The organism is Alishewanella tabrizica (assembly GCF_014652375.1).
In the GTDB taxonomy this organism is placed as follows: domain Bacteria; phylum Pseudomonadota; class Gammaproteobacteria; order Enterobacterales; family Alteromonadaceae; genus Alishewanella; species Alishewanella tabrizica.
The window spans coordinates 110,292-129,565 of the sequence record NZ_BMYR01000001.1 but is presented as its reverse complement, the minus strand read 5'-3'; the positions used below and the strand labels follow the sequence as shown (position 1 = coordinate 129,565).

17 protein-coding genes and 5 tRNA genes are annotated in these 19,274 nt (G+C 46.8%); all 22 read left to right on the top strand.

What is annotated here, in order from left to right; translation table 11 throughout:
* The first annotated feature begins 286 nt into the window (after positions 1 to 286).
* Positions 287 to 697, top strand: a complete 411-nt coding sequence (gene ybgC / locus IE070_RS00590) for a tol-pal system-associated acyl-CoA thioesterase (RefSeq protein ID WP_189479400.1) — start codon at positions 287 to 289, stop codon at positions 695 to 697.
* The gene (gene tolQ / locus IE070_RS00585; RefSeq protein WP_189479398.1) at positions 687 to 1,370 is read left to right on the top strand and encodes a protein TolQ; all 684 of its coding nucleotides are present in this window, start codon (positions 687 to 689) and stop codon (positions 1,368 to 1,370) included. The genes ybgC and tolQ overlap by 11 nt, the downstream gene beginning before the upstream one ends.
* Positions 1,370 to 1,798 carry a protein TolR gene (gene tolR / locus IE070_RS00580; protein ID WP_189479396.1) on the top strand — a complete coding sequence of 143 codons (429 nt, stop codon included), beginning with the start codon at positions 1,370 to 1,372 and terminating at the stop codon, positions 1,796 to 1,798. The genes tolQ and tolR overlap by 1 nt, the downstream gene beginning before the upstream one ends.
* The gene (gene tolA, locus IE070_RS00575; RefSeq protein ID WP_189479394.1) at positions 1,788 to 2,750 is read left to right on the top strand and encodes a cell envelope integrity protein TolA; all 963 of its coding nucleotides are present in this window, start codon (positions 1,788 to 1,790) and stop codon (positions 2,748 to 2,750) included. The genes tolR and tolA overlap by 11 nt, the downstream gene beginning before the upstream one ends.
* Positions 2,750 to 4,093, top strand: a complete 1,344-nt coding sequence (gene tolB, locus IE070_RS00570; RefSeq protein ID WP_189479392.1) for a Tol-Pal system beta propeller repeat protein TolB — start codon at positions 2,750 to 2,752, stop codon at positions 4,091 to 4,093. The genes tolA and tolB overlap by 1 nt, the downstream gene beginning before the upstream one ends.
* A 46-nt stretch (positions 4,094 to 4,139) precedes the next feature.
* The gene (gene pal, locus IE070_RS00565) at positions 4,140 to 4,658 is read left to right on the top strand and encodes a peptidoglycan-associated lipoprotein Pal (protein WP_189479390.1); all 519 of its coding nucleotides are present in this window, start codon (positions 4,140 to 4,142) and stop codon (positions 4,656 to 4,658) included.
* A gap of 22 nt (positions 4,659 to 4,680) precedes the next feature.
* Complete coding sequence (gene ybgF / locus IE070_RS00560; RefSeq protein WP_189479388.1) at positions 4,681 to 5,475, top strand: tol-pal system protein YbgF; 795 nt, start codon at positions 4,681 to 4,683, stop codon at positions 5,473 to 5,475.
* Positions 5,476 to 5,658: 183 nt separating this feature from the next.
* A tRNA-Lys gene (locus tag IE070_RS00555) sits at positions 5,659 to 5,734 on the top strand.
* 27 nt (positions 5,735 to 5,761) lie between these two features.
* Positions 5,762 to 5,837: transfer RNA gene (locus tag IE070_RS00550), tRNA-Lys, on the top strand.
* Positions 5,838 to 5,855: 18 nt separating this feature from the next.
* Positions 5,856 to 5,931: transfer RNA gene (locus IE070_RS00545), tRNA-Lys, on the top strand.
* 20 nt (positions 5,932 to 5,951) lie between these two features.
* A tRNA-Lys gene (locus IE070_RS00540) sits at positions 5,952 to 6,027 on the top strand.
* Positions 6,028 to 6,101: 74 nt separating this feature from the next.
* Entirely contained in the window at positions 6,102 to 7,160 is a 1,059-nt protein-coding gene (gene nadA, locus IE070_RS00535) for a quinolinate synthase NadA (protein ID WP_189479386.1), read from the top strand.
* Between the two features lie 117 nt (positions 7,161 to 7,277).
* A tRNA-Ser gene (locus IE070_RS00530) sits at positions 7,278 to 7,367 on the top strand.
* Positions 7,368 to 8,208: 841 nt separating this feature from the next.
* Entirely contained in the window at positions 8,209 to 9,780 is a 1,572-nt protein-coding gene (locus tag IE070_RS00525) for a class I SAM-dependent DNA methyltransferase (protein ID WP_189479384.1), read from the top strand.
* On the top strand, positions 9,770 to 11,089 hold the full coding sequence (locus tag IE070_RS00520; protein ID WP_189479382.1) for a restriction endonuclease subunit S: 1,320 nt from the start codon (positions 9,770 to 9,772) through the stop codon (positions 11,087 to 11,089). Before IE070_RS00525 ends, IE070_RS00520 begins: the two co-directional genes overlap by 11 nt.
* A 24-nt stretch (positions 11,090 to 11,113) precedes the next feature.
* Positions 11,114 to 13,081, top strand: a complete 1,968-nt coding sequence (locus IE070_RS00515) for an McrB family protein (RefSeq protein ID WP_189479380.1) — start codon at positions 11,114 to 11,116, stop codon at positions 13,079 to 13,081.
* Positions 13,081 to 14,394, top strand: coding sequence for an McrC family protein (locus IE070_RS00510; protein ID WP_189479378.1), 1,314 nt, complete (start codon positions 13,081 to 13,083; stop codon positions 14,392 to 14,394). Before IE070_RS00515 ends, IE070_RS00510 begins: the two co-directional genes overlap by 1 nt.
* Positions 14,395 to 14,408: 14 nt before the next feature.
* Positions 14,409 to 17,552: a type I restriction endonuclease subunit R gene (locus IE070_RS00505; protein ID WP_189479376.1), complete on the top strand. Its 3,144-nt coding sequence runs from the start codon at positions 14,409 to 14,411 to the stop codon at positions 17,550 to 17,552.
* 133 nt (positions 17,553 to 17,685) lie between these two features.
* On the top strand, positions 17,686 to 17,958 hold the full coding sequence (locus IE070_RS00500; RefSeq protein ID WP_189479374.1) for a type II toxin-antitoxin system HicA family toxin: 273 nt from the start codon (positions 17,686 to 17,688) through the stop codon (positions 17,956 to 17,958).
* 25 nt (positions 17,959 to 17,983) lie between these two features.
* Positions 17,984 to 18,469, top strand: a complete 486-nt coding sequence (locus IE070_RS00495) for a toxin-antitoxin system HicB family antitoxin (RefSeq protein ID WP_189479372.1) — start codon at positions 17,984 to 17,986, stop codon at positions 18,467 to 18,469.
* The gene (locus tag IE070_RS00490) at positions 18,462 to 18,944 is read left to right on the top strand and encodes a preprotein translocase subunit SecB (protein WP_189479371.1); all 483 of its coding nucleotides are present in this window, start codon (positions 18,462 to 18,464) and stop codon (positions 18,942 to 18,944) included. Before IE070_RS00495 ends, IE070_RS00490 begins: the two co-directional genes overlap by 8 nt.
* A gap of 10 nt (positions 18,945 to 18,954) precedes the next feature.
* Positions 18,955 to 19,122 carry a hypothetical protein gene (locus IE070_RS00485; protein WP_189479369.1) on the top strand — a complete coding sequence of 56 codons (168 nt, stop codon included), beginning with the start codon at positions 18,955 to 18,957 and terminating at the stop codon, positions 19,120 to 19,122.
* Positions 19,123 to 19,274: the final 152 nt, after the last annotated feature.

The window sequence follows — 19,274 nt, the reverse complement described above, 5'->3', positions numbered from 1 at the left end:
AGGCATTTTTAGTGTATTCATCTGGTGTTCATATAAAGACTTCATCATACGATCAGATTACTTTTTCATTAGCTGATGCAAACTCGCCTTGAAACAGTTTTAATCTAATTTTAACGTGTTTTGGGCTTCTCTTTGCGAACTTAAGCTAAGATAATAAGTCCATAAGGTGTTTTGCAAAAAAACAAGTGGTCAGCGCGAAAAAATATAGTTGCCAATTTAGCATGTAGGCAATTGAGTTCGAGCGCGGGCTTAATTATCATACAGGCGCGAAAGAATACGGATCCAGATGCAGCGAAACAACTTCTCATGGCCAGTGCGTGTGTATTATGAAGATACCGACGCCGGTGGCATTGTTTACTATGCAAACTACCTGAAATACTTTGAGCGAGCGCGCACCGAATGGTTGCGTGCCCTTGGAGTTGAGCAGGATATTTGGTTAGCAAAGAACGTGGCTTTTGTGGTTACTGATGTGCAAATGCTGAACAAACAGCCTGCTAAGTTCAACGAACTGTTGACCGTGTTCTGTGAAATCAGTACCTTAAAGCGGGTTAGCTTGATTTTTAAACAATATATTGCGAATGCAAACCAAGATTTAGTTTGTAGTGCAGAAATAAAAGTCGCTTGTGTAGATCCGTCGCTGTTAAAAGCACGGGCTATTCCAGCAGAAATAATAGAGGTATTAACACGTGTCAGGTGAAATTTCCATTCTGCATCTTTTGCTCGAAGCTAGCATAGTTGTTCAGGCAGTAATGTTAATCCTGGTGGGGATGTCAGTTATCTCTTGGGCCATGATCTTTAAACGCAAAAAGATTTTAAAAGAAGCATTAGACGACGCACGTAAATTTGAAGATCGTTTTTGGTCGGGCATAGATCTTTCAAAACTGTATGCTGAAGTGAGTGCACGCCAACAAGCCAACGGTATGGAATCGTTGTTTAAGGCAGGCTTTAAAGAATTTGCACGCATGCACAAAACCAGTCGCCAATCAGCGGCTGTGATGGATGGCACACACCGAGCAATGCGGGTTGGGTTATCGCGTGAAGTTGAGCGCCTTGAAGCTGATTTACCTTTTTTAGCGACGGTGGGTTCAATTAGTCCGTATATCGGTTTATTTGGTACAGTATGGGGTATTATGAACTCTTTCATCGCCTTAGGTGCTGTGCAACAAGCCACTCTGGCGATGGTAGCGCCTGGTATTGCAGAAGCTCTTATCGCAACAGCGATAGGGTTATTTGCAGCGATACCGGCAGTAATTGCCTACAACAAGTTTTCAACCCAAGTTGAGCAACTTGAAAATAGTTACGTTAATTTTGTAGAAGAGTTTGCCAATATACTACACCGTCAAGCAGTGACTAGCGGAGAGCAAGGCTAATGACCTACACCCGTAAAAGACGTCGCCCTGTTGCTGAAATCAACGTAGTGCCTTATATCGACGTTATGCTGGTGCTACTGGTAATTTTCATGGTAACCACGCCGATTATTACGCAAGGCGTTAAAGTTGAGTTACCCAAGTCTGCTGCTGAGCCATTAGAGCAAATGAAAGATGGCAAAACGCCACTTGTGGCGACGGTAGACGAAGACGGTTTATATTATTTTGAAAAAGATGGCAATAACCAAGGTCCGTTTACTGCTTCACAGTTGCAAGTAGAAGTAGCAAGTTGGTTAACCATTGAACCGGGTACGCAGGTTATTGTAAAAGGTGATGGTCGTGTTGATTATAATTCGATCATCCGGCTTATTAACGTATTGAAAAACGCAGGAGCACCCTCAGTAGGGTTGATGACTGACAATGAAGTCTGACGGCGTGCCAAAGTGGTGGCAAACACCGATATCTAAGTCAGTAGGTTTACACGTTGGTTTAGTTGCGGTGTTGTTTATTAGTGGGTTAAGTTTTTGGCCGAAACCTACGCAGATAACGTTATCGGGTGAAGCCGGCAATAGCACCAGTGCACCACCGCCGCCACCACCGCCAGTTGAAGCGGTGGCTATAGATCGTAAAGAATTAGAGCAGCGTGTTGCTGATATTAAAAAACAACAAGACGATGCACGAAAAGCAGAAGAGCAACGTATACGCGATTTAGAGCGGAGAGCACAACAAGCTGAACGCGCGCGCACCACAGAAGAAGCACGATTAAAGCGTGTTGCTGAAGAAAAACGCAAAGCTGATGAAGCCGCCGTAGCCTCGCGCAAAGCGGCCGCTGAAGCGAAAAAACAGCAAGAGGCCGAAGCAGCAAAAGCGCGTACGGCGGAGCAGCAACGTGTAGCGCGTGAGCAAGAGCGTAAAAAAGCGGAAGAGGCAGCGAAAGCAGCCGAAGCGAAACGTAAGGCAGAACAAGAAGCGCTAGCGAAAGCCCAAGCGGAAAGAGCACGCAAGGAACGTGAAGATCGTGAGCGGGCAGAACAAGAGCGGATGTTGCAAGAACAAATGTCGGCAGAAGCAGACGCGCGTCGTCGGGCACGTTCGCAGCAAGCTGTCACTGAAGTGCAGCGTTTTACGGCGATGATCAGTGACGCCATAGATCGTAATTTAATTAAAGATGAATCGACCATGCGCGGGCGTACCTGCCGGGTCAATATCAGGCTGGCAACCAATGGTTTTGTAACCAGTGTCAATGTGATAAGCGGCGAGCGGGTAGTGTGTGATGCGGCGGTTCGGGCGGTAAATCGTGCCGGAACCTTACCCATGTCACAAGACCCAGATGTGTATAACCAACTCAAAGATATAACGTTAACGGTGGCACCAGAATTTTGATGAATAGATTAATTAAGCGTTTAGTGTGCAGCGTACTGCTGCTGGTAGGCATGCAAGCGCATGCTTCGTTAGAAATTGTGATTACCGGTGGGGTCGATTCTGCTCGCCCGGTTGCTGTACTGCCTTTCACCTTCAGAGGCACTACATTACCTAAAGAAAATATTGCAGAGGTGGTTTCTGCTGATTTAATGCGCAGCGGTAAATTTAATCCTATCCCGTTCATTAAAATGCCTCAGCGCCCGGCTAAGTCTTCAGAGATTAACTTTGCGGCTTGGGCGAAAGAAGGGGTAGAAGCCATCGTTATGGGTGAAGTGGTTGAAGTGGGTATCGACCGCTATGAAGTTGTGTTTGAATTGATTGACGTCCTTAAAGGCAATACGGGCGCTAGTAGCTTATTAAACCAAGGTCAATTGTCTACTACCGCGCATTATTTATTAGATAGCCGTACAACGACGATTAACGGCAGCCAATTCCGTCAGTATGCGCATCGCATCAGCGACATCGTTTATGAAAAACTTACTGGTGAGCGTGGTGCGTTTTTAACAAAAATTGCGTATGTGTTAGTAAGACCTAACAATGAATTTCCATATCAGCTAGTCGTTGCTGATTATGACGGGTATAATGAACAAATATTGTTACGCTCAAAAGAGCCGTTGATGTCGCCAAATTGGTCACCCGATGGCACAAAGTTGGCTTATGTAACCTTTGAGAAGCGTCAAGCACAGATTTTTATCCAGGATATTTACACTGGGCGTCGTACTATCTTAACCGCCTTTCCTGGGATTAACAGCGCACCTAAATGGTCACCAGATGGTCGTAGAATGGCCATGGTGTTATCAAAAGACGGTAACGCAGAGATTTATGTGATGGACATTGCGACCAAAGCGTTAACACGTGTAACCAATCACCGTGCTATCGATACAGAACCGAGCTGGTCTCCTGATGGACAAGAGATTGTTTTTAGCTCAGAACGTGGAGGAAATCCGCAGCTGTATAGTGTAAACTTAGCAACGGGTGATACACGTCGCTTAACGTTTGATGGCGAAATGAACTTAGCAGGAACGTATTCACCGGACGGACAATCCATTGTTATGGTTAACCGTACGGGTGGACGATATCATTTGGCGCGTATGGATCGGCAAAGCCGGTTCATGCAGGTGCTCACCACTACAAATTTGGATGAGTCACCCAGCATTGCACCAAATGGGTCAATGATCATTTACAGCACGATGCATGGTCGTTCGCAGGTGCTGGCACTGGTTTCTATGGATGGGCGTTTTAAAGCAAGGCTACCGGCGGCTGATGGACAGGTGAAATCGCCGGCGTGGTCACCGTTTTTATAAAACAAAAACTTGGTAAAACTTGGTAAATTAATCTAAGGACAATCTTATGAACTTAAACAAAGTATTAAAAGGCTTGTTAATTGCAGTTCCAGTATTAGCACTGGCTGCATGTAGCTCAAAGTCTTCTACTGGTGCTGGCGATGCTGACTCTGCAATGACTAACCAAACTGTTCAAGTAGAGCGCGCTGATCCAGCTGCTCTGGCTGCTGAACAAATGCGTCAGAAAATGGAAGCATTACGTCGTGAAAACACCGTATACTTCGATTTCGACCGTGCAACTATTCGTCCAGAGTTCGCTGAAGTGTTACAAGCACACGGTGAGTTCCTGCGCGCTAACCCAAGCGTACGTGTAACTGTTGAAGGTCACACTGACGAGCGTGGCACGCCAGAGTACAACATTGCACTTGGCGAGCGTCGTGCTTTAGCTGTAGTTCAATACTTACAGAACCTGGGCGTAAGCGCTGGTCAAATCTCTACAGTAAGCTACGGTGAAGAAAAGCCAGCAGTTCGTGAAACGAACGAAGCTGCTTATGCTAAAAACCGTCGCGGTGTATTGGTATATTAATTAATACAAGGTACGAGTGAGGATGACAGTGAAGAAACCTCTGCTTATAGCAATGTCCTTAGTCAGTGTTGGCGTCTGGGCAAATCCGGCGCCAGTTACTGAGATAGGCAGAAGCAGCAGAACAACTTCATCTGCTGCTACTCCTGCCGCAGCGGGCACGCTAGAACAGCGGTTGGCTGCGTTAGAGCGGGTAGTAGAAGCTCGGGCTGAAGGCCAGGTGAGAATGCAACAACAATTGCAGATCCTCTTGGATGAAGTTAGTGAGTTGCGTGGTGTTACCGAAACTCATTCGTATCAGTTGGATGAAGTCGTCCAACGACAGCGTGATATTTACCAGGAAATAGAACGTCGTATGAGTGCTGCGCAGGGTGGGGCATCTAATGCACCAGCCAGCACAGCACCTGCAGCGAGTGGTCCAGCGGTGATAGTTTCGGGGAATGTCTCGGAAAATGAAGCCTATGACAAAGCAGTAAACATGGTGCTGAAAGATCGGCGCTTTGATGCTGCAATTCCTGAATTTGAGACTTTTTTGCGTACCTATCCGAACTCGGTGTATGCGCCAAATGCGCATTACTGGCTAGGTCAGTTATTATTTAATAACAATGATCTGGCTAAGGCCAAAACTCAGTTTGAACGCGTAGTGAATAACTTCGCAGAATCAAACAAAGTTGCGGATGCACTGTTAAAGCTCGGTCAGATAGCAGAGCGTACAAATGATAAGGCCACGGCCTTAACACATTACAACAAACTGGTATCTGCTCATGGCAGCTCAACCGCAGCGCGGTTAGCAAAGGAACGCCTCGAGGCGCTTAAATGATCAACCCGGCCCAGTGCCGGGTTTTTTCTTTTCTAAAATCCCCTTGCTTAGTCAGTACCCAATTTTCGCCTAGTTCCACAGCGCTTCGCTGGCATTTTAAGCAGTTGGCACGGTAAACGGCAAAAAATCACAGTTTTTGGTTGCAGAAATTCCGTAAATCAGTAAGATATGCGTCCGCGGTTAGGGTCATTAGCTCAGCTGGTAGAGCAGCGGACTTTTAATCCGTTGGTCGATGGTTCGAATCCATCATGACCCACCAAACCGCGCAAACATAGTACACCGAAGTGGGTCATTAGCTCAGCTGGTAGAGCAGCGGACTTTTAATCCGTTGGTCGATGGTTCGAATCCATCATGACCCACCACTTCGCGTTACCCTGTTTGGGTCATTAGCTCAGCTGGTAGAGCAGCGGACTTTTAATCCGTTGGTCGATGGTTCGAATCCATCATGACCCACCACTTCTCGCGTTATCCTGTTTGGGTCATTAGCTCAGCTGGTAGAGCAGCGGACTTTTAATCCGTTGGTCGATGGTTCGAATCCATCATGACCCACCAAGCAGCATCAATACTGTCTTTTTCTAATTTTTCTTTTATAATACGCGCCTTTCATTAGTCACTGAGTAAATTCTATGGACCAGCCGTTGTATTTTTCTGAGCAAGACTTTGCCTTCCCGAAAAAGCCTGTGCCATTAAACCAAGACGAGAAGCTCGCCTATAAAGCGCGGATTAAAACCTTATTACAGCAAAAAGATGCGGTATTGGTTGCGCATTACTATACTGATCCCGAAATTCAGGCCTTGGCCGAAGAAACTGGCGGTTGCGTTTCAGACTCGTTAGAAATGGCCCGTTTTGGTAATCAGCATCCGGCTAAAACCTTGTTAGTCGCGGGTGTAAAATTTATGGGCGAGACCGCCAAGATTTTAACACCAGAAAAAACCGTCATTATGCCCACGTTAGATGCTACCTGTTCGCTCGATTTAGGTTGCCCAGCAGCAGAGTTTTCAGCGTTTTGCGATCAGCATCCAGATCGCGTAGTGGTGGTATACGCCAATACCTCTGCAGCCGTTAAAGCCCGCGCTGATTGGGTGGTGACATCCTCTATCGCGCTAGATGTAGTCGACTACTTAGACAGCCAAGGTAAGAAAATCTTATGGGGCCCAGATAAGCATTTAGGTGCCTATGTGCAAAAGCAAACCGGTGCCGATATGCTACTGTGGAATGGCGCCTGTATTGTGCACGACGAGTTTAAAGCTAAAGCGTTAATTGAGCTGAAAAAGCAGCACCCAGAAGCGGCAGTGCTAGTGCACCCGGAATCGCCCGATAGCGTGGTGCAATTAGCCGATGCCGTAGGTTCAACCAGCCAGCTGATTAAAGCCAGCCAAACGCTGCCTAACGAGATGTTTATTGTAGCCACAGATGCAGGCATCTTTTACAAGATGCAGCAGCTAATGCCCAATAAGACCTTTATAGCGGCCCCAACCGGTGGTAACGGCGCAACGTGTCGCAGCTGCGCGCATTGCCCTTGGATGGCGATGAACGGCTTAAAAGCGATTGAAGACGCGCTACTTAACCATGACGGACACGAAATTTTTGTTGATGGTGCTATCCGTGAGCAAGCATTAATACCGCTTGATCGGATGTTAAATTTCGCTAAAGAGCAAAAAATGCAGGTCAAAGGTAACGCCTAAATAAGGTTGTTATTGTCCGCTGCTTAAAATAGCGGCAATAACGCCACAGTGTTGCATATAGTTATTGCTAAGTCGGCGCTTTTTACCTAGTATAGCGGCGCTTGCAGAGCAAGCCCCGGAGAGATGGCTGAGTGGCTGAAGGCGCACGCCTGGAAAGTGTGTTTAGGTTAACCCCTAACGAGGGTTCGAATCCCTCTCTCTCCGCCAGATTAAAACAAAAGGCCCACGCCAAAAGCGTGGGTCTTTTGTTTTAACACGGCAGAGACAGGGGATTTGGTTCGAACCCTGCGGTTCGACAAATTCGCCGGGAGCGAATTTGGACGCACTTTAGTGCGGCCCGAAGGGCCAGAACCAGGGATGGTTCTGGCAATCCCTGACTCTCCGTAACGCCAAAAGCGTGGATTTTTTCATTCATGCGGCAGAGACAGAGGATTTGGTTCGAACCCTGCGGTTCGACAAATTCGCTGGGAGCGAATTTGGACGCACTTTAGTGCGGCCCGAAGGGCCAGAACCAGGGATGGTTCTGGCAATCCCTGACTCTCCGTAATGCCAAAAGCGTGGGTTTTTTCATTAATGCGGCAGAGACAGGGGATTTGGTTCGAACCCTGCGGTTCGACCAACTTGTCAGGAACAAGTTGGGACGCACTTTAGTGCGGCCCCGAAGGGCCAGAACCAGGGATGGTTCTGGCACAAAACGCTGGGAGCGAATTTGGCCGCACTTAAGTGCGGCCCGAAGGGCCAGAATCAGGGATGGTTCTGGCAATCCCTAACTCTCCGCATACGTAAAACCAATAGTTTCCTCATTTATATAACTCACAATAACATCCATAACTTGATGCTAATTAAGTTTAAAAATCGCAACATACAACATTAATGACCAAACACCTGCCACAAAACCATACACACCAAAATAAACCAAACCCAACCAAGCAACGCAAAACTACCCCTTTGTTTCTAAATGCGTTAAATTACCGGCATCTCACTGGCACCTTTGCCAGACAATAACATAGCGCGTGTACCTAACACGACATAAGGACATACCCCAACCATGCTACAAGACATCAAGAAAACCCTGTGGGCCACCGCCGATAAACTGCGTGCTAATGTCGATGCCGCCGAGTACAAGCATATTGTACTGGGGCTGATTTTCTTAAAGTTTATCTCGGACTCTTTTGCTAGCCGCCGCGCCGAACTCTTAAAGCGCCTGGACGATCCCAGCGACGAGCTGTATTTTGCTGATGCCAGCGAGGAAGACTTAGCAGCAGAGCTGGAAGATCGCGATTACTTTAAAATGGTTAACGTATTCTGGGTGCCAGAAAACGCACGCTGGGAAGCACTGCGTGCCAACGCCAAGCAAGCCGATATTGGCAAGCGCATTGATGATGCCTTAGCAGCAATTGAGCAGGAAAACCCGACCTTAAAAGGTATTTTAGATAAGCGCTATGCTCGCTCGCCGTTACCGGATGGTAAGCTAGGCGAACTAGTGGATGTGATCTCAACCATTGGTTTTGGTGAAGATCAAAGCAAGGCGCGCGATATTTTAGGTCAGGTATACGAGTACTTTTTAGGCCAGTTTGCCAGTGCCGAGGGTAAAAAGGGCGGCCAGTTCTATACGCCACGGTCGATTGTAAATACCCTTGTGGCAGTGCTGGACCCGCACCAGGGCAAAGTATATGACCCCTGCTGTGGCAGTGGCGGCATGTTCGTACAGTCCGAAAAGTTTATTGAAGCACACGGCGGAAAGTTGGGCGATGTGTCGATTTACGGTCAGGAGTCTAACCCGACCACTTGGCGCTTAGCGGCAATGAACCTGGCCATTCGCGGTATCGACTTTAATTTGGGCCGCGAGCCTGCTGATACCTTTATTAAAAACCAGCATAGCGATTTACGCGCCGATTATATTCTGGCTAACCCGCCCTTTAATATCAGCGACTGGTGGCACGGTAGTTTGGAAGGGGATCCGCGTTGGGTGTATGGCAACCCGCCACAAGGTAATGCTAACTACGCTTGGCTGCAACATATGCTGTATCACCTAAAACCCAGCGGCCGTGCCGGTATTGTGTTGGCCAATGGCTCTATGAGTTCCAGCCAAAACAGCGAAGGCGACATTCGCCGCGCCATGGTCGATGCCGATGTGGTCGAGGTGATGGTGGCGCTACCGGGCCAGCTATTTTTTAACACCCAAATACCGGCCTGTTTATGGTTTTTAACCAAGCAAAAGCAGCAGCGTAAAGGCGAAGTGCTATTTATCGATGCGCGTAAGCTCGGCAAGATGATCAGCCGTGTGCAAAGCGAGTTAGACCAAGCCGCAATTGACCGTATTGCCAACACTGCCAAGGCGTGGCGCGGCGAAGATATGACTGGTGTGGAAGGTTTTGAGCAAGGTTACCAAGACATTGCGGGTTTCTGCCGCAGCGTGCCACTCAGTGAAATTGCCGAACACGGCCATGTATTAACGCCCGGCCGTTATGTTGGCGCAGAAGAAGTGGAAGATTGCGACGACGCCTTTGCCGATAAGATGACCGCCTTAACCGAAAAGCTCGGCGAGCAAATGGCCAAAGGCGCAGAGCTAGACCAGTTAATCCGCCATAAGTTAGGAGGGCTGGGGTATGAGTTCTGAATGGACAATTTATACGGTTCAAGACATTGCTGAAGAGTTAGCTGATGCGCCATTCGGTAGTTCTCTAAAGAATGTTGATTATACAGACGAAGGTGCATTGGTTGTTCAGGGGAAAAATATTCAAGGCCGCTCATTTGACTGGTCTGATCGTCGCTATGTTAGTTTGGATAAGTACGCGACTCTAACAAGGAATCACTGTAAAGAAGGTGATCTTATATTCCCAAAGGTCGGTACTATCGGTAAGGTTGGGATTCTAACCAAAGCCAGTGGTGTGGAGCACTATGTGCTTTCGACAAACACAATGAGACTCAGAGTCAACGCAAAATTAGCATGTACTGATTTTGTTTATTATTTTTTTGTATGGCCTAAGACCAGTAATTATATCAATGCATTAAATGCAAACTCCGTTCAGCCTGTTTTTAACTTTACCTCATTAAAGAAGTTTCAAATTGCGCTACCGCCTCTCGATGAACAAAAAAGAATAAGCTCTATTTTACGTGCACTTGACGACCGCATAGTCCTTCTACGAGAAACCAATACCACCTTAGAAGCCATCTCCCAGGCGCTGTATAAATCCTGGTTTGTCGATTTTGACCCGGTGCATGCCAACGCAGGCACGCAAGCTCCCAGCCTGCCAGCAGAGATCCAAGCGCTATTTCCCTCCCGCCTGGTCGAATCCCCGCAGGGGTTAATACCGGAAGGGTGGTCTTGGAAGAAGCTTGATGAAGCATATGAGATCAATCCAAAGCGCCAATTGAAAAAGGGAGTTGTCGCGAAATATTTAGATATGGCGAGTGTTCAAACACAGGGTCATGTAACAGCTGATGTTAACGACCGCGAGTTTGGTTCAGGCACAAAATTTTGCAATGGTGATACTTTACTAGCGAGAATTACGCCATGCCTCGAAAATGGCAAAACGGCATTCGTTGATTTTTTAGAAAATGATGAAATTGGTTGGGGCTCTACAGAGTTTGTCGTTTTAAGACCGAGAGCGCCATTGCCAGAGTTTCATGGTTACTTGCTCGCAAGGCAGCCTTTATTTAGAGCGTTCGCAATTCGAAGCATGTCAGGTACTAGTGGTCGGCAGCGTGTTCAGAACGATGTTTTAGGAAGCTTTAGTTTAGCGGCACCAGATAAAGAAGTGTCCGAAGCATTTGATCAGGTAGTCACACCAATTCAACAGAGTATCTCAGCTAATCATAAGAAAGCTCTAACACTGGCTAACCTGCGCGATACCTTACTTCCCCGCCTAATCTCCGGTCAGTTGCGTTTGCCAGAGGCTGAAGCGATATTGGCTTCTTCAGATTAACTAACCAAAAAGGAATTTAGATATATGGGTATCACCATTCAAGAGCGCCAACAATTTTTAAAGCAGTTTAGAGAGACTTGGCCAATAGAAAGACTGAAATCCATGAAATTGCAAAACTATACTTCGGTGGGTGATAACAACTCACTAATCTATTGGTTAGAATTTGGTGCTGGTAAATACCTTGGCTCAATTAAAGGTGGAGATTCATCTAAGTTTGGTATCTATGAGCGAAAAGCTGAGCCAAAAGGAGACAGGAAGAATATTAGCATGGATGAACGTTACTCATGGAAAAACAAATATGGTAGTAATGCTAAACAAGCTTTTTCAGCTATAAAGCAAAACATCTTAAAAGTTATTAAGTCAATCGAAGCGGGTGATGTAGCGGCAATTGAAGCTATGGATTTTGAGTCGGCTTTGAAATGGAAGTTAGCTTTTATTTATCAGAACCATTCAAAGCCTTCTGTCTTACCAATTTATGCATTAAGAAAATTTGAGCCTTTTATGGCTGGTAAACGAAACTTTACTCATTCTGAGGCCTATACCAAACTTATTGCCGACAGAAATGGTAAATCAGCACTTGAGTATGGTTTTGAGCTTTGGCGTAAAGCAGATGTACTTGAAGGTAAAAAAAATAGCGACTTTGATACAGCGGAAATTGAAGATGATAAAAGCGATAGTAATCATAGCAATCATCTAAACCAAATTTTCTTCGGCCCACCAGGAACCGGTAAAACCTATATCACCATCGAAGCCGCGGTAAAAGCAGCAGATACTGGTTTTATCTGGGAATGTCGAGAGCAGCTAAAAGCTCGTTATGATGAGCTAGTTACTGCAGGGCGCATTCGCTTTGTTACTTTCCATCAAAGCTACAGCTATGAAGATTTTGTGGAAGGATTATCTGCCACATCGACCGACGGCAAGATCAGCTACGAGAAAAAACTCGGGGTGTTTCGAAAGTTAGTTAATGCTGCCCGTGAGTACCGCACAACTGAGGTGCGAAAAGCCAGCGATTCTTTTAGCGACTGTTGGCAGGCATTTATTCAGCAACTGGATGAATCACCAGCAGGAGTTTCGATTAAAACCAAGCGCTCACAGTTTGTGATTACCGAGGTGGAAGACAATACCATTCGGTTTGATAAGAACCAGGGGAACTCAGTGCACACGCTGGCGCTTTCAACTCTACAGGCCGTGTTTGATGGCCAGCGTGAGGTACATGGTGGTTTGCAGCCTTACTATGATGCCTTAATTACGCATATTCGTGAGTTAGGCCAGAAGTTGAGTGCCACCGAGGTAGTGCGGCAGAATTATGTACTGGTGATTGATGAGATCAATCGCGGCAATATCTCCCGCATCTTTGGTGAGCTCATTACCTTAATTGAGCCATCCAAGCGCATTGGTGCGCCAGAAGCCTTAGAAGTAACCTTGCCACTGACAGGCGATAAGTTTGGTGTACCGGACAACCTCTACATCATCGGCACAATGAATACGGCGGATAGGTCACTGGCCGGGCTGGATTTAGCCCTGCGCCGCCGTTTTACCTTTGTAGAAGTGCAGCCCCAGCCAGAGCTGTTAGACGATGTGGATGTAGAGGGTGTGAATATCGACGTGATGCTTCGGGTAATGAACCAACGCATCACGGCACTGCTGGATCGTGATCACTGTATTGGTCACGCCTACTTTATGCCTTTGCAGGATAACCCAAGCCTGGAGTTGCTAGCTGATATATTTGCGCAAAACATACTGCCACTACTGCAAGAGTACTTCTTTGAAGACTGGCAGCGTATTGGTTGGGTATTGGCAGACCAGACTAAACCAGACTCTTTAGCCTTTATTGTTAAAGATAAAACTATTGACGCACAGCAGTTATTCCCTGGCGTATCGCAATTTAAGCCGCGTGACTGCTGGCGCATAAATACCGCTGCATTACAGCAGGCTGAAGCCTATCAGCGCATTTACCAAACAGCCGGGCCAGTAACGGAGCAAGAGGCCTAATGCAGCCGGTTGTGGTGCGTGAATATGCGCGTTTAACCACTGCAGCTTTGGCGCATAACACGCTGGATGCCGCGCATATTTCGCCATCAGCCTTTAGCTGGTTGGTAAAGCTGGGCCAGCAATTTAAAGCCAACGGTTTACAATTGCTGCAGCTCGATGATCAAAAGTGGCTGAGGCTAGATAACTATGTTGGCGTGCTGGAATCACCTTGCGGCCAGGTGATTGAAATACTGCCCAAGCACCGGGTTGAGGGCGAGTGCAAACAAAGTGCCCGCAAGTTACTGCGCAAGCTTATCCTTAATGCCATGCAGCTTAAGCAGCGAGAAACTGGGCACACCGATATAGAGCGTTTTGATGCGCCGTTGCCTGAGTGGCTAATGGCACAGTTTTTAACTGAATTAGATAGCTTGGTTAAGCGCGGTATGCGCTTTGATTATCAGCGCATTGAAGAGCCGCAGCGTTTTTTGCGTGGCCAATTGGATGTCGTGAAACAACTGCGTCAGCCAGCTGGGCGTGAGCATATCTTCCATATTCGGCATGATATTTTTACCGCGGATCGGCCTGAAAACCGCTTATTAAAAGCCGCTTTGCTTAAGGTATGCAAAACCACCCAAGATAACGACAACTGGCGGCTGGCGCATGAACTACAAAGCCTGTTACATGAGTTGCCAGCATCGACCGATGTGCAAAGCGATTTTAATGCATGGCGCACCGATCGCTTAATGGCACATTACCAGGGCATAAAGCCTTGGTGCGAATTTGTGCTAAGCCAGCATGTGCCATTGGCCGTGCAAGGGCAGTGGCAGGGCATTAGTATGTTATTTCCGATGGAGCGCTTATTTGAAAGCTATGTTGCAGCAGAGCTAGAGGCTGCAGTGCAGCGCATGGCGGGTATCAAAGGCGAAGTAAATACCCAGCTTGCCAGCAAGTATCTGTGCATCCATCGAGGCAAAGATTTCTTTCAATTAAAGCCAGACTTGCAACTTAAGTTGGGAAGTGAACGCTGGATCCTCGATACCAAGTGGAAGCTGCTTGATGCCAAAGACAGAGAAAATAAGTATGGGCTTAGCCAGCAAGATTTTTATCAGCTATTTGCTTATGGCCAGAATTATCTGGGCGGTGAGGGTACACTGGTGTTGATTTATCCGGCCTGGCAAAAGTACCCTGCCGGTACCGAGCTTGGCGAGTTTCGCTTTAGCGATAAACTAACGCTGCTAGTTATGCCGTTTGATTTAGAAGCACAAGATGCCGCTAAAGACTTGATTTTAAAACTACAACAAGGTATCAAACATAAGTTACAGCAAGTTGGCTGATTTAGGGACGATAAATGACAGAAGACCAATTAGAACAGGAAGTACTCGGCTGGTTAGCCGATATTGGCTACACGCCAGTTAATGGTTATGACATTGCCCCTGATGGCTCAGCTGCCGAACGTGCCGACTATATGCAGCCGCTGCTACTTGAGCGTTTAAAAACCGCGATTGCTCGGCTTAACCCCCATATTCCCTTAGTCGCCCGTGATGATGCCATTGCCCAGTTAAAAGAGCTGGGCATTCCGGCGTTGCTATCGGCCAACCGCCGTTTTCATAATCTACTGCTTGGCGGTGTGCCGGTGCAGTATCAAAAAGACGGTGAAACCCGCGGTGACTTTGTAAAACTGATTGATTGGGAAAATAGCCCCGGCAGTAACGAGTTTTTAGCCGTTAATCAATACACCTTAAAAGGCCCCAAACATAGCCGCCGGCCAGATGTGATTTTGTTTATTAACGGCTTGCCGCTGGTGCTAATTGAGCTGAAAAACCCGGCCGATGTTAACGCCGACATTTGGAAAGCCTTTGATCAGATCCAAACCTACAAAGAGCAAATTCCCGATGTATTTCAGTACAACGAAATACTGGTCATTAGCGATGGCTCGGAAGCGCGCATGGGTTCATTGTCGGCCAATGCCGAACGCTTTATGCAATGGCGCACTATCGATGGTGTAAACCTTGATCCGCTTGGCCAGTTTAACGAGCTGGAAACCATGCTGCGGGGTGTTTTTGCCCCCGAGTACTTACTGGATTACTTGCGCTTCTTTGTGCTGTTTGAAGATGATGGCACCCTAGTGAAAAAGATTGCGGGCTATCACCAGTTTCATGCGGTGCGCTCCGCTATACAGCAGGTAGTGATTGCCTCGCGCCCTGGGGTTGAAGCCAAGCAAAAAGGTAAGGGCGGGGTGGTATGGCATACTCAGGGCAGTGGCAAAAGCATTACCATGACCTGCTTTGCCGCGCGAGTAATGCGCGAAGCGGCGATGGAAAACCCTACCATAGTGGTGATTACCGATCGTAATGACTTAGACGGCCAGCTATTTGGCGTATTCTCGCTGGCGCAAGATCTGCTGCGCGAGCAACCGGTACAAGTCGAAACCCGGCAAGACTTACGTGAAAAACTCAGTAACAGGCCTTCGGGTGGTATTGTATTTGCCACTATTCAAAAGTTTGCGCCGGGGGCGGATGAAGATAAATTCCCAGTACTATCTACTCGTCATAATATTGTGGTAATTGCTGATGAAGCACACCGCACCCAATATGGCTTTGATGCCAAAATCAAAGAGAAGAGCACGCCAAGGTTAGCCGCTGAGGCCGGTGCTGCTTATCAAGTAAAACAAAATGTATTCCAAGTAGGTTACGCGCAGCATCTGCGCGATGCGTTGCCTAATGCCACTTTTGTGGCCTTTACTGGCACGCCGGTATCCAGTGAAGATCGCGATACCCGTGCCGTGTTCGGTGACTATATTCATATCTACGATATGCAGCAGGCGAAAGAAGATGGCGCTACCGTGGCCATTTATTACGAATCGCGCCTGGCTAAACTTAGCCTAAAGCAAGATGAGCTGCCGCAAATTGATGATGATGTTGACGAGCTGGCCGAAGACGAAGAAGAAGCGCAGCAGAGCAAGCTAAAAAGCAAATGGGCGGCCTTGGAGCGGTTAGTCGGTGCAGAGCCACGTATTCAGCAAGTAGCGCAAGATTTAGTGGCGCACTTTGATGAGCGCAACAAAGCACAGCAGGGCAAAGCCATGGTGGTCGCCATGAGTCGTGAGATCTGTGTGCACTTATATGATGCGATTGTGGCACTAAAACCTGAATGGCATGATGAGGACCCCGAAAAGGGCGCAATTAAAATCGTGATGACCGGCTCTGCCAGCGATAAAGCTTTGCTTAGGCCGCATATCTACCCCAAGCAGGTTAAAAAGCGGTTAGAGAAGCGCTTTAAAGATCCGAAAGATCCGCTGCAGTTAGTAATAGTGCGCGATATGTGGCTCACCGGCTTTGATGCGCCCTGTGTGCATACGCTCTATGTTGATAAACCGATGAAAGGCCATAACCTGATGCAGGCCATTGCCCGAGTAAACCGCGTGTTTAAAGATAAGCAAGGCGGCCTGGTGGTCGATTATATTGGCATTGCTAACGAGCTTAAAGCAGCCCTAAAAGAATACACCGCTAGCAATGGCCGTGGTAAGCCAACTGTCGATGCTGCAGAAGCCTGGTCGGTACTGGAAGAAAAGCTGGATGTGCTGCGCGGCATGCTACATGGCTTTGATTACAGTGATTTTGCCACCAGTAGCCATAAGCTGATTGCCGGTGCCGCTAACCATGTGCTCGGTATTCAAGACGGTAAGAAGCGCTTTGCCGATACCGCCCTGGCCATGAGCAAAGCCTTTAGTTTGTGTTGTACTCTGGATGAAGCCAAAGCCGTGCGTGACGAAGTGGCTTTTTTGCAAGCCGTTAAGGTGCTTCTAACCAAACGCGACATCAGCGCCAAAAAACGCAGTGACGAAGAAAAAGAACAAGTCATTCGCCAGATCATAGGCCAAGCGATAGTGTCAGATCAGGTGATCGATATTTTTGATGCGGTGGGTTTAGATAAACCCAATATTGGCCTTTTAGACGATGAGTTTTTAGCGGAAGTGCGCAACCTACCCGAGCGTAACCTGGCAGTTGAATTACTGGAGCGATTATTAGAAGGCGAAATTAAAACCCGCTTTGCCAGTAATGTAATTCAGCAAAAGAAGTTTTCAGAGCTTCTAAGCAACGTAGTAACCCGCTACCAGAACCGCAGTATCGAAACCGCGCAGGTGATGGAAGAGCTGGTCGAAATGGCCAAGAAATTCCGTGAAGCCGCCAAACGCGGTGATGATCTGGGCCTGACTGAAGACGAAATTAAATTCTACGACGCATTAGCCAATAACGAAGCTGCAGTGCTGCAACTGGGTGATGAAACGCTTAAGAAAATCGCGCATGAGCTCACCGACAACCTGCGTAAGAACATCAGCATCGATTGGAGCAAACGCGAAAGCGTCCGCGCCAGCCTGCGCCTGATGGTAAAACGTATTTTACGCAAATACAAATATCCGCCAGATATGGCCGACGATGCCGTGCAGCTGGTGCTGCAGCAGGCAGAGGCATTAGGGGAAGAGTGGGTGTGAACAGTTTTTATAAAGCGCCAAGAAATTCAATTCTAGTGATTAAGGAGAGCAGACATTTGAAAATCGTTGCAAGTTTGAGCGAAAAGTATAATACTGCGCACCTCGGAACTATGACACTATATATGGTGTCACAATGAGTAGAGAAAGTTTTAAGTCTGTTCTAAGCTTGTTTCAGGGCAGCTCGACTTTGCGTTGTAAAGACGTGGTGCAAGCACTTGAAAGCTTAGGCTTTGAAGTAAAAGACGGAAAACGCGGAGGCCATAAAGTTTTTTTTCATGACCGACTGCAAGACTTTTATTCAGGTTCTTTTAATTGTGATCATGGCAAAAACCCACAAATAAAACCTGCTTATATCAAAAACATAAGAAAAATATTAGAGCAGTATTCTGACGAACTTAGCCAATAGAGTTGGGTACACGAGGAGAACGTCGATGGACGCACAAAATTATAGCATCACTGTCCGTAAAGGAGTCTTCGAAGGTGAAGAGTGCTTCGAAGCAAGAGTGCGTGAGTTTCCGGATCTGACCGAATATGCTGATTCATATGAAGAGGCTTATGCACTTGCTGTCGACTCAATTGAGACGACAATTGCGATTTTCAAAGAGAAAAATAAGCAAATTCCTGCACCTATGGAAGTAGCAGATGATTTTAGTGGCAGAGTCACGCTTAGAATGCCGAAGAGTATGCATAGGGCATATTCACAGTGGGCCGAAGATGAAGATGTTAGTTTAAACCATTTAATTGTGAATTGTTTATCTCATGCGCTCGGGGCATTTAATCATAAACAAGCTACTCCATATCATGCGTTTTCGGCAAAAGTTGTACCGATAGAAACAGGCAACCGTATTGCTTATAACCGTCAAGTGGACTTAAGTACAGTACTTAAAGCAGCTGAGTCGGAAGTCTGTTATGGCTAAAGAAGCATTGCAAAGAGCAATCAAAGGTCTTGCTGTACACGATGTGTATTTGAAGCATTCGGAGTTTTTCACTAAGGACGGCTGGGACCCCAAACGGCCTGACGACACTTCTCTTGTTTATCAGTTCATGACCGGCGTCGAAAAATCAGAAGTATTTGGAATTAGTGAAGAAGCCGAAGCAAGTGTAAAGAACTTCTTCGCTGTATATATTAAAGTCGGTTGTCGTTTAGTTTCTGAAAGTGATGATTTGAAATCTGACAATATATTTGCCCAAATTGAAGCGAGCTTCGTGAGTGAGTATTTGTTAGATAAAGATTTCGATGCTTCGGATGAAGAAGCACTAACAGCTTTTGCTGTCGAAAATGCAAGTTTTCATGTTTGGCCTTATTGGCGAGAATATTTGATGTCAACTTGTACACGTTTAAATCTTCCTAAAGTTGCTTTACCCGTAAGGCAATTCACTTCACGGGAATAAGGCGGATATTTTGGTTGGTAAAGAATCAAAAGCTGAGTTTGGATCTATTTCTGATTTTTTCCGAAACGCGACTGAAGCTCAAAAGCGAGAAGTGTTTCTAGCTGTACTGCAGCAAGCTAACAATGCTCAGCGTAAAGTGATGGAGCAATCAACACAAAGTAAACAGAAAGCCCAGTAAATAGGGGTTCTTCTGGGGGTTACATATTTTTAGTTTGTTTTGTATATCTAACTTTTTCAGTGTGTTAATTTGACTTTTCGAGTGACTCTCTCCCGCCAGATTAAAACAAAAGGCCCACGCCAAAAGCGTGGGTCTTTTGTTTTAACACGGCA

Bases quoted from the DNA above. Each gene is read 5' to 3' on its own strand.
- ybgC (WP_189479400.1), top strand. From the start codon at position 287: ATGCAGCGAAACAACTTCTCATGGCCAGTGCGTGTGTATTATGAAGAT.
- tolR (WP_189479396.1), top strand. From the start codon at position 1,370: ATGACCTACACCCGTAAAAGACGTCGCCCTGTTGCTGAAATCAACGTA.
- tolA (WP_189479394.1), top strand. From the start codon at position 1,788: ATGAAGTCTGACGGCGTGCCAAAGTGGTGGCAAACACCGATATCTAAG.
- tolB (WP_189479392.1), top strand. From the start codon at position 2,750: ATGAATAGATTAATTAAGCGTTTAGTGTGCAGCGTACTGCTGCTGGTA.
- pal (WP_189479390.1), top strand. From the start codon at position 4,140: ATGAACTTAAACAAAGTATTAAAAGGCTTGTTAATTGCAGTTCCAGTA.
- ybgF (WP_189479388.1), top strand. From the start codon at position 4,681: ATGACAGTGAAGAAACCTCTGCTTATAGCAATGTCCTTAGTCAGTGTT.
- nadA (WP_189479386.1), top strand. From the start codon at position 6,102: ATGGACCAGCCGTTGTATTTTTCTGAGCAAGACTTTGCCTTCCCGAAA.
- IE070_RS00525 (WP_189479384.1), top strand. From the start codon at position 8,209: ATGCTACAAGACATCAAGAAAACCCTGTGGGCCACCGCCGATAAACTG.
- IE070_RS00520 (WP_189479382.1), top strand. From the start codon at position 9,770: ATGAGTTCTGAATGGACAATTTATACGGTTCAAGACATTGCTGAAGAG.
- IE070_RS00515 (WP_189479380.1), top strand. From the start codon at position 11,114: ATGGGTATCACCATTCAAGAGCGCCAACAATTTTTAAAGCAGTTTAGA.
- IE070_RS00510 (WP_189479378.1), top strand. From the start codon at position 13,081: ATGCAGCCGGTTGTGGTGCGTGAATATGCGCGTTTAACCACTGCAGCT.
- IE070_RS00505 (WP_189479376.1), top strand. From the start codon at position 14,409: ATGACAGAAGACCAATTAGAACAGGAAGTACTCGGCTGGTTAGCCGAT.
- IE070_RS00500 (WP_189479374.1), top strand. From the start codon at position 17,686: ATGAGTAGAGAAAGTTTTAAGTCTGTTCTAAGCTTGTTTCAGGGCAGC.
- IE070_RS00495 (WP_189479372.1), top strand. From the start codon at position 17,984: ATGGACGCACAAAATTATAGCATCACTGTCCGTAAAGGAGTCTTCGAA.
- IE070_RS00490 (WP_189479371.1), top strand. From the start codon at position 18,462: ATGGCTAAAGAAGCATTGCAAAGAGCAATCAAAGGTCTTGCTGTACAC.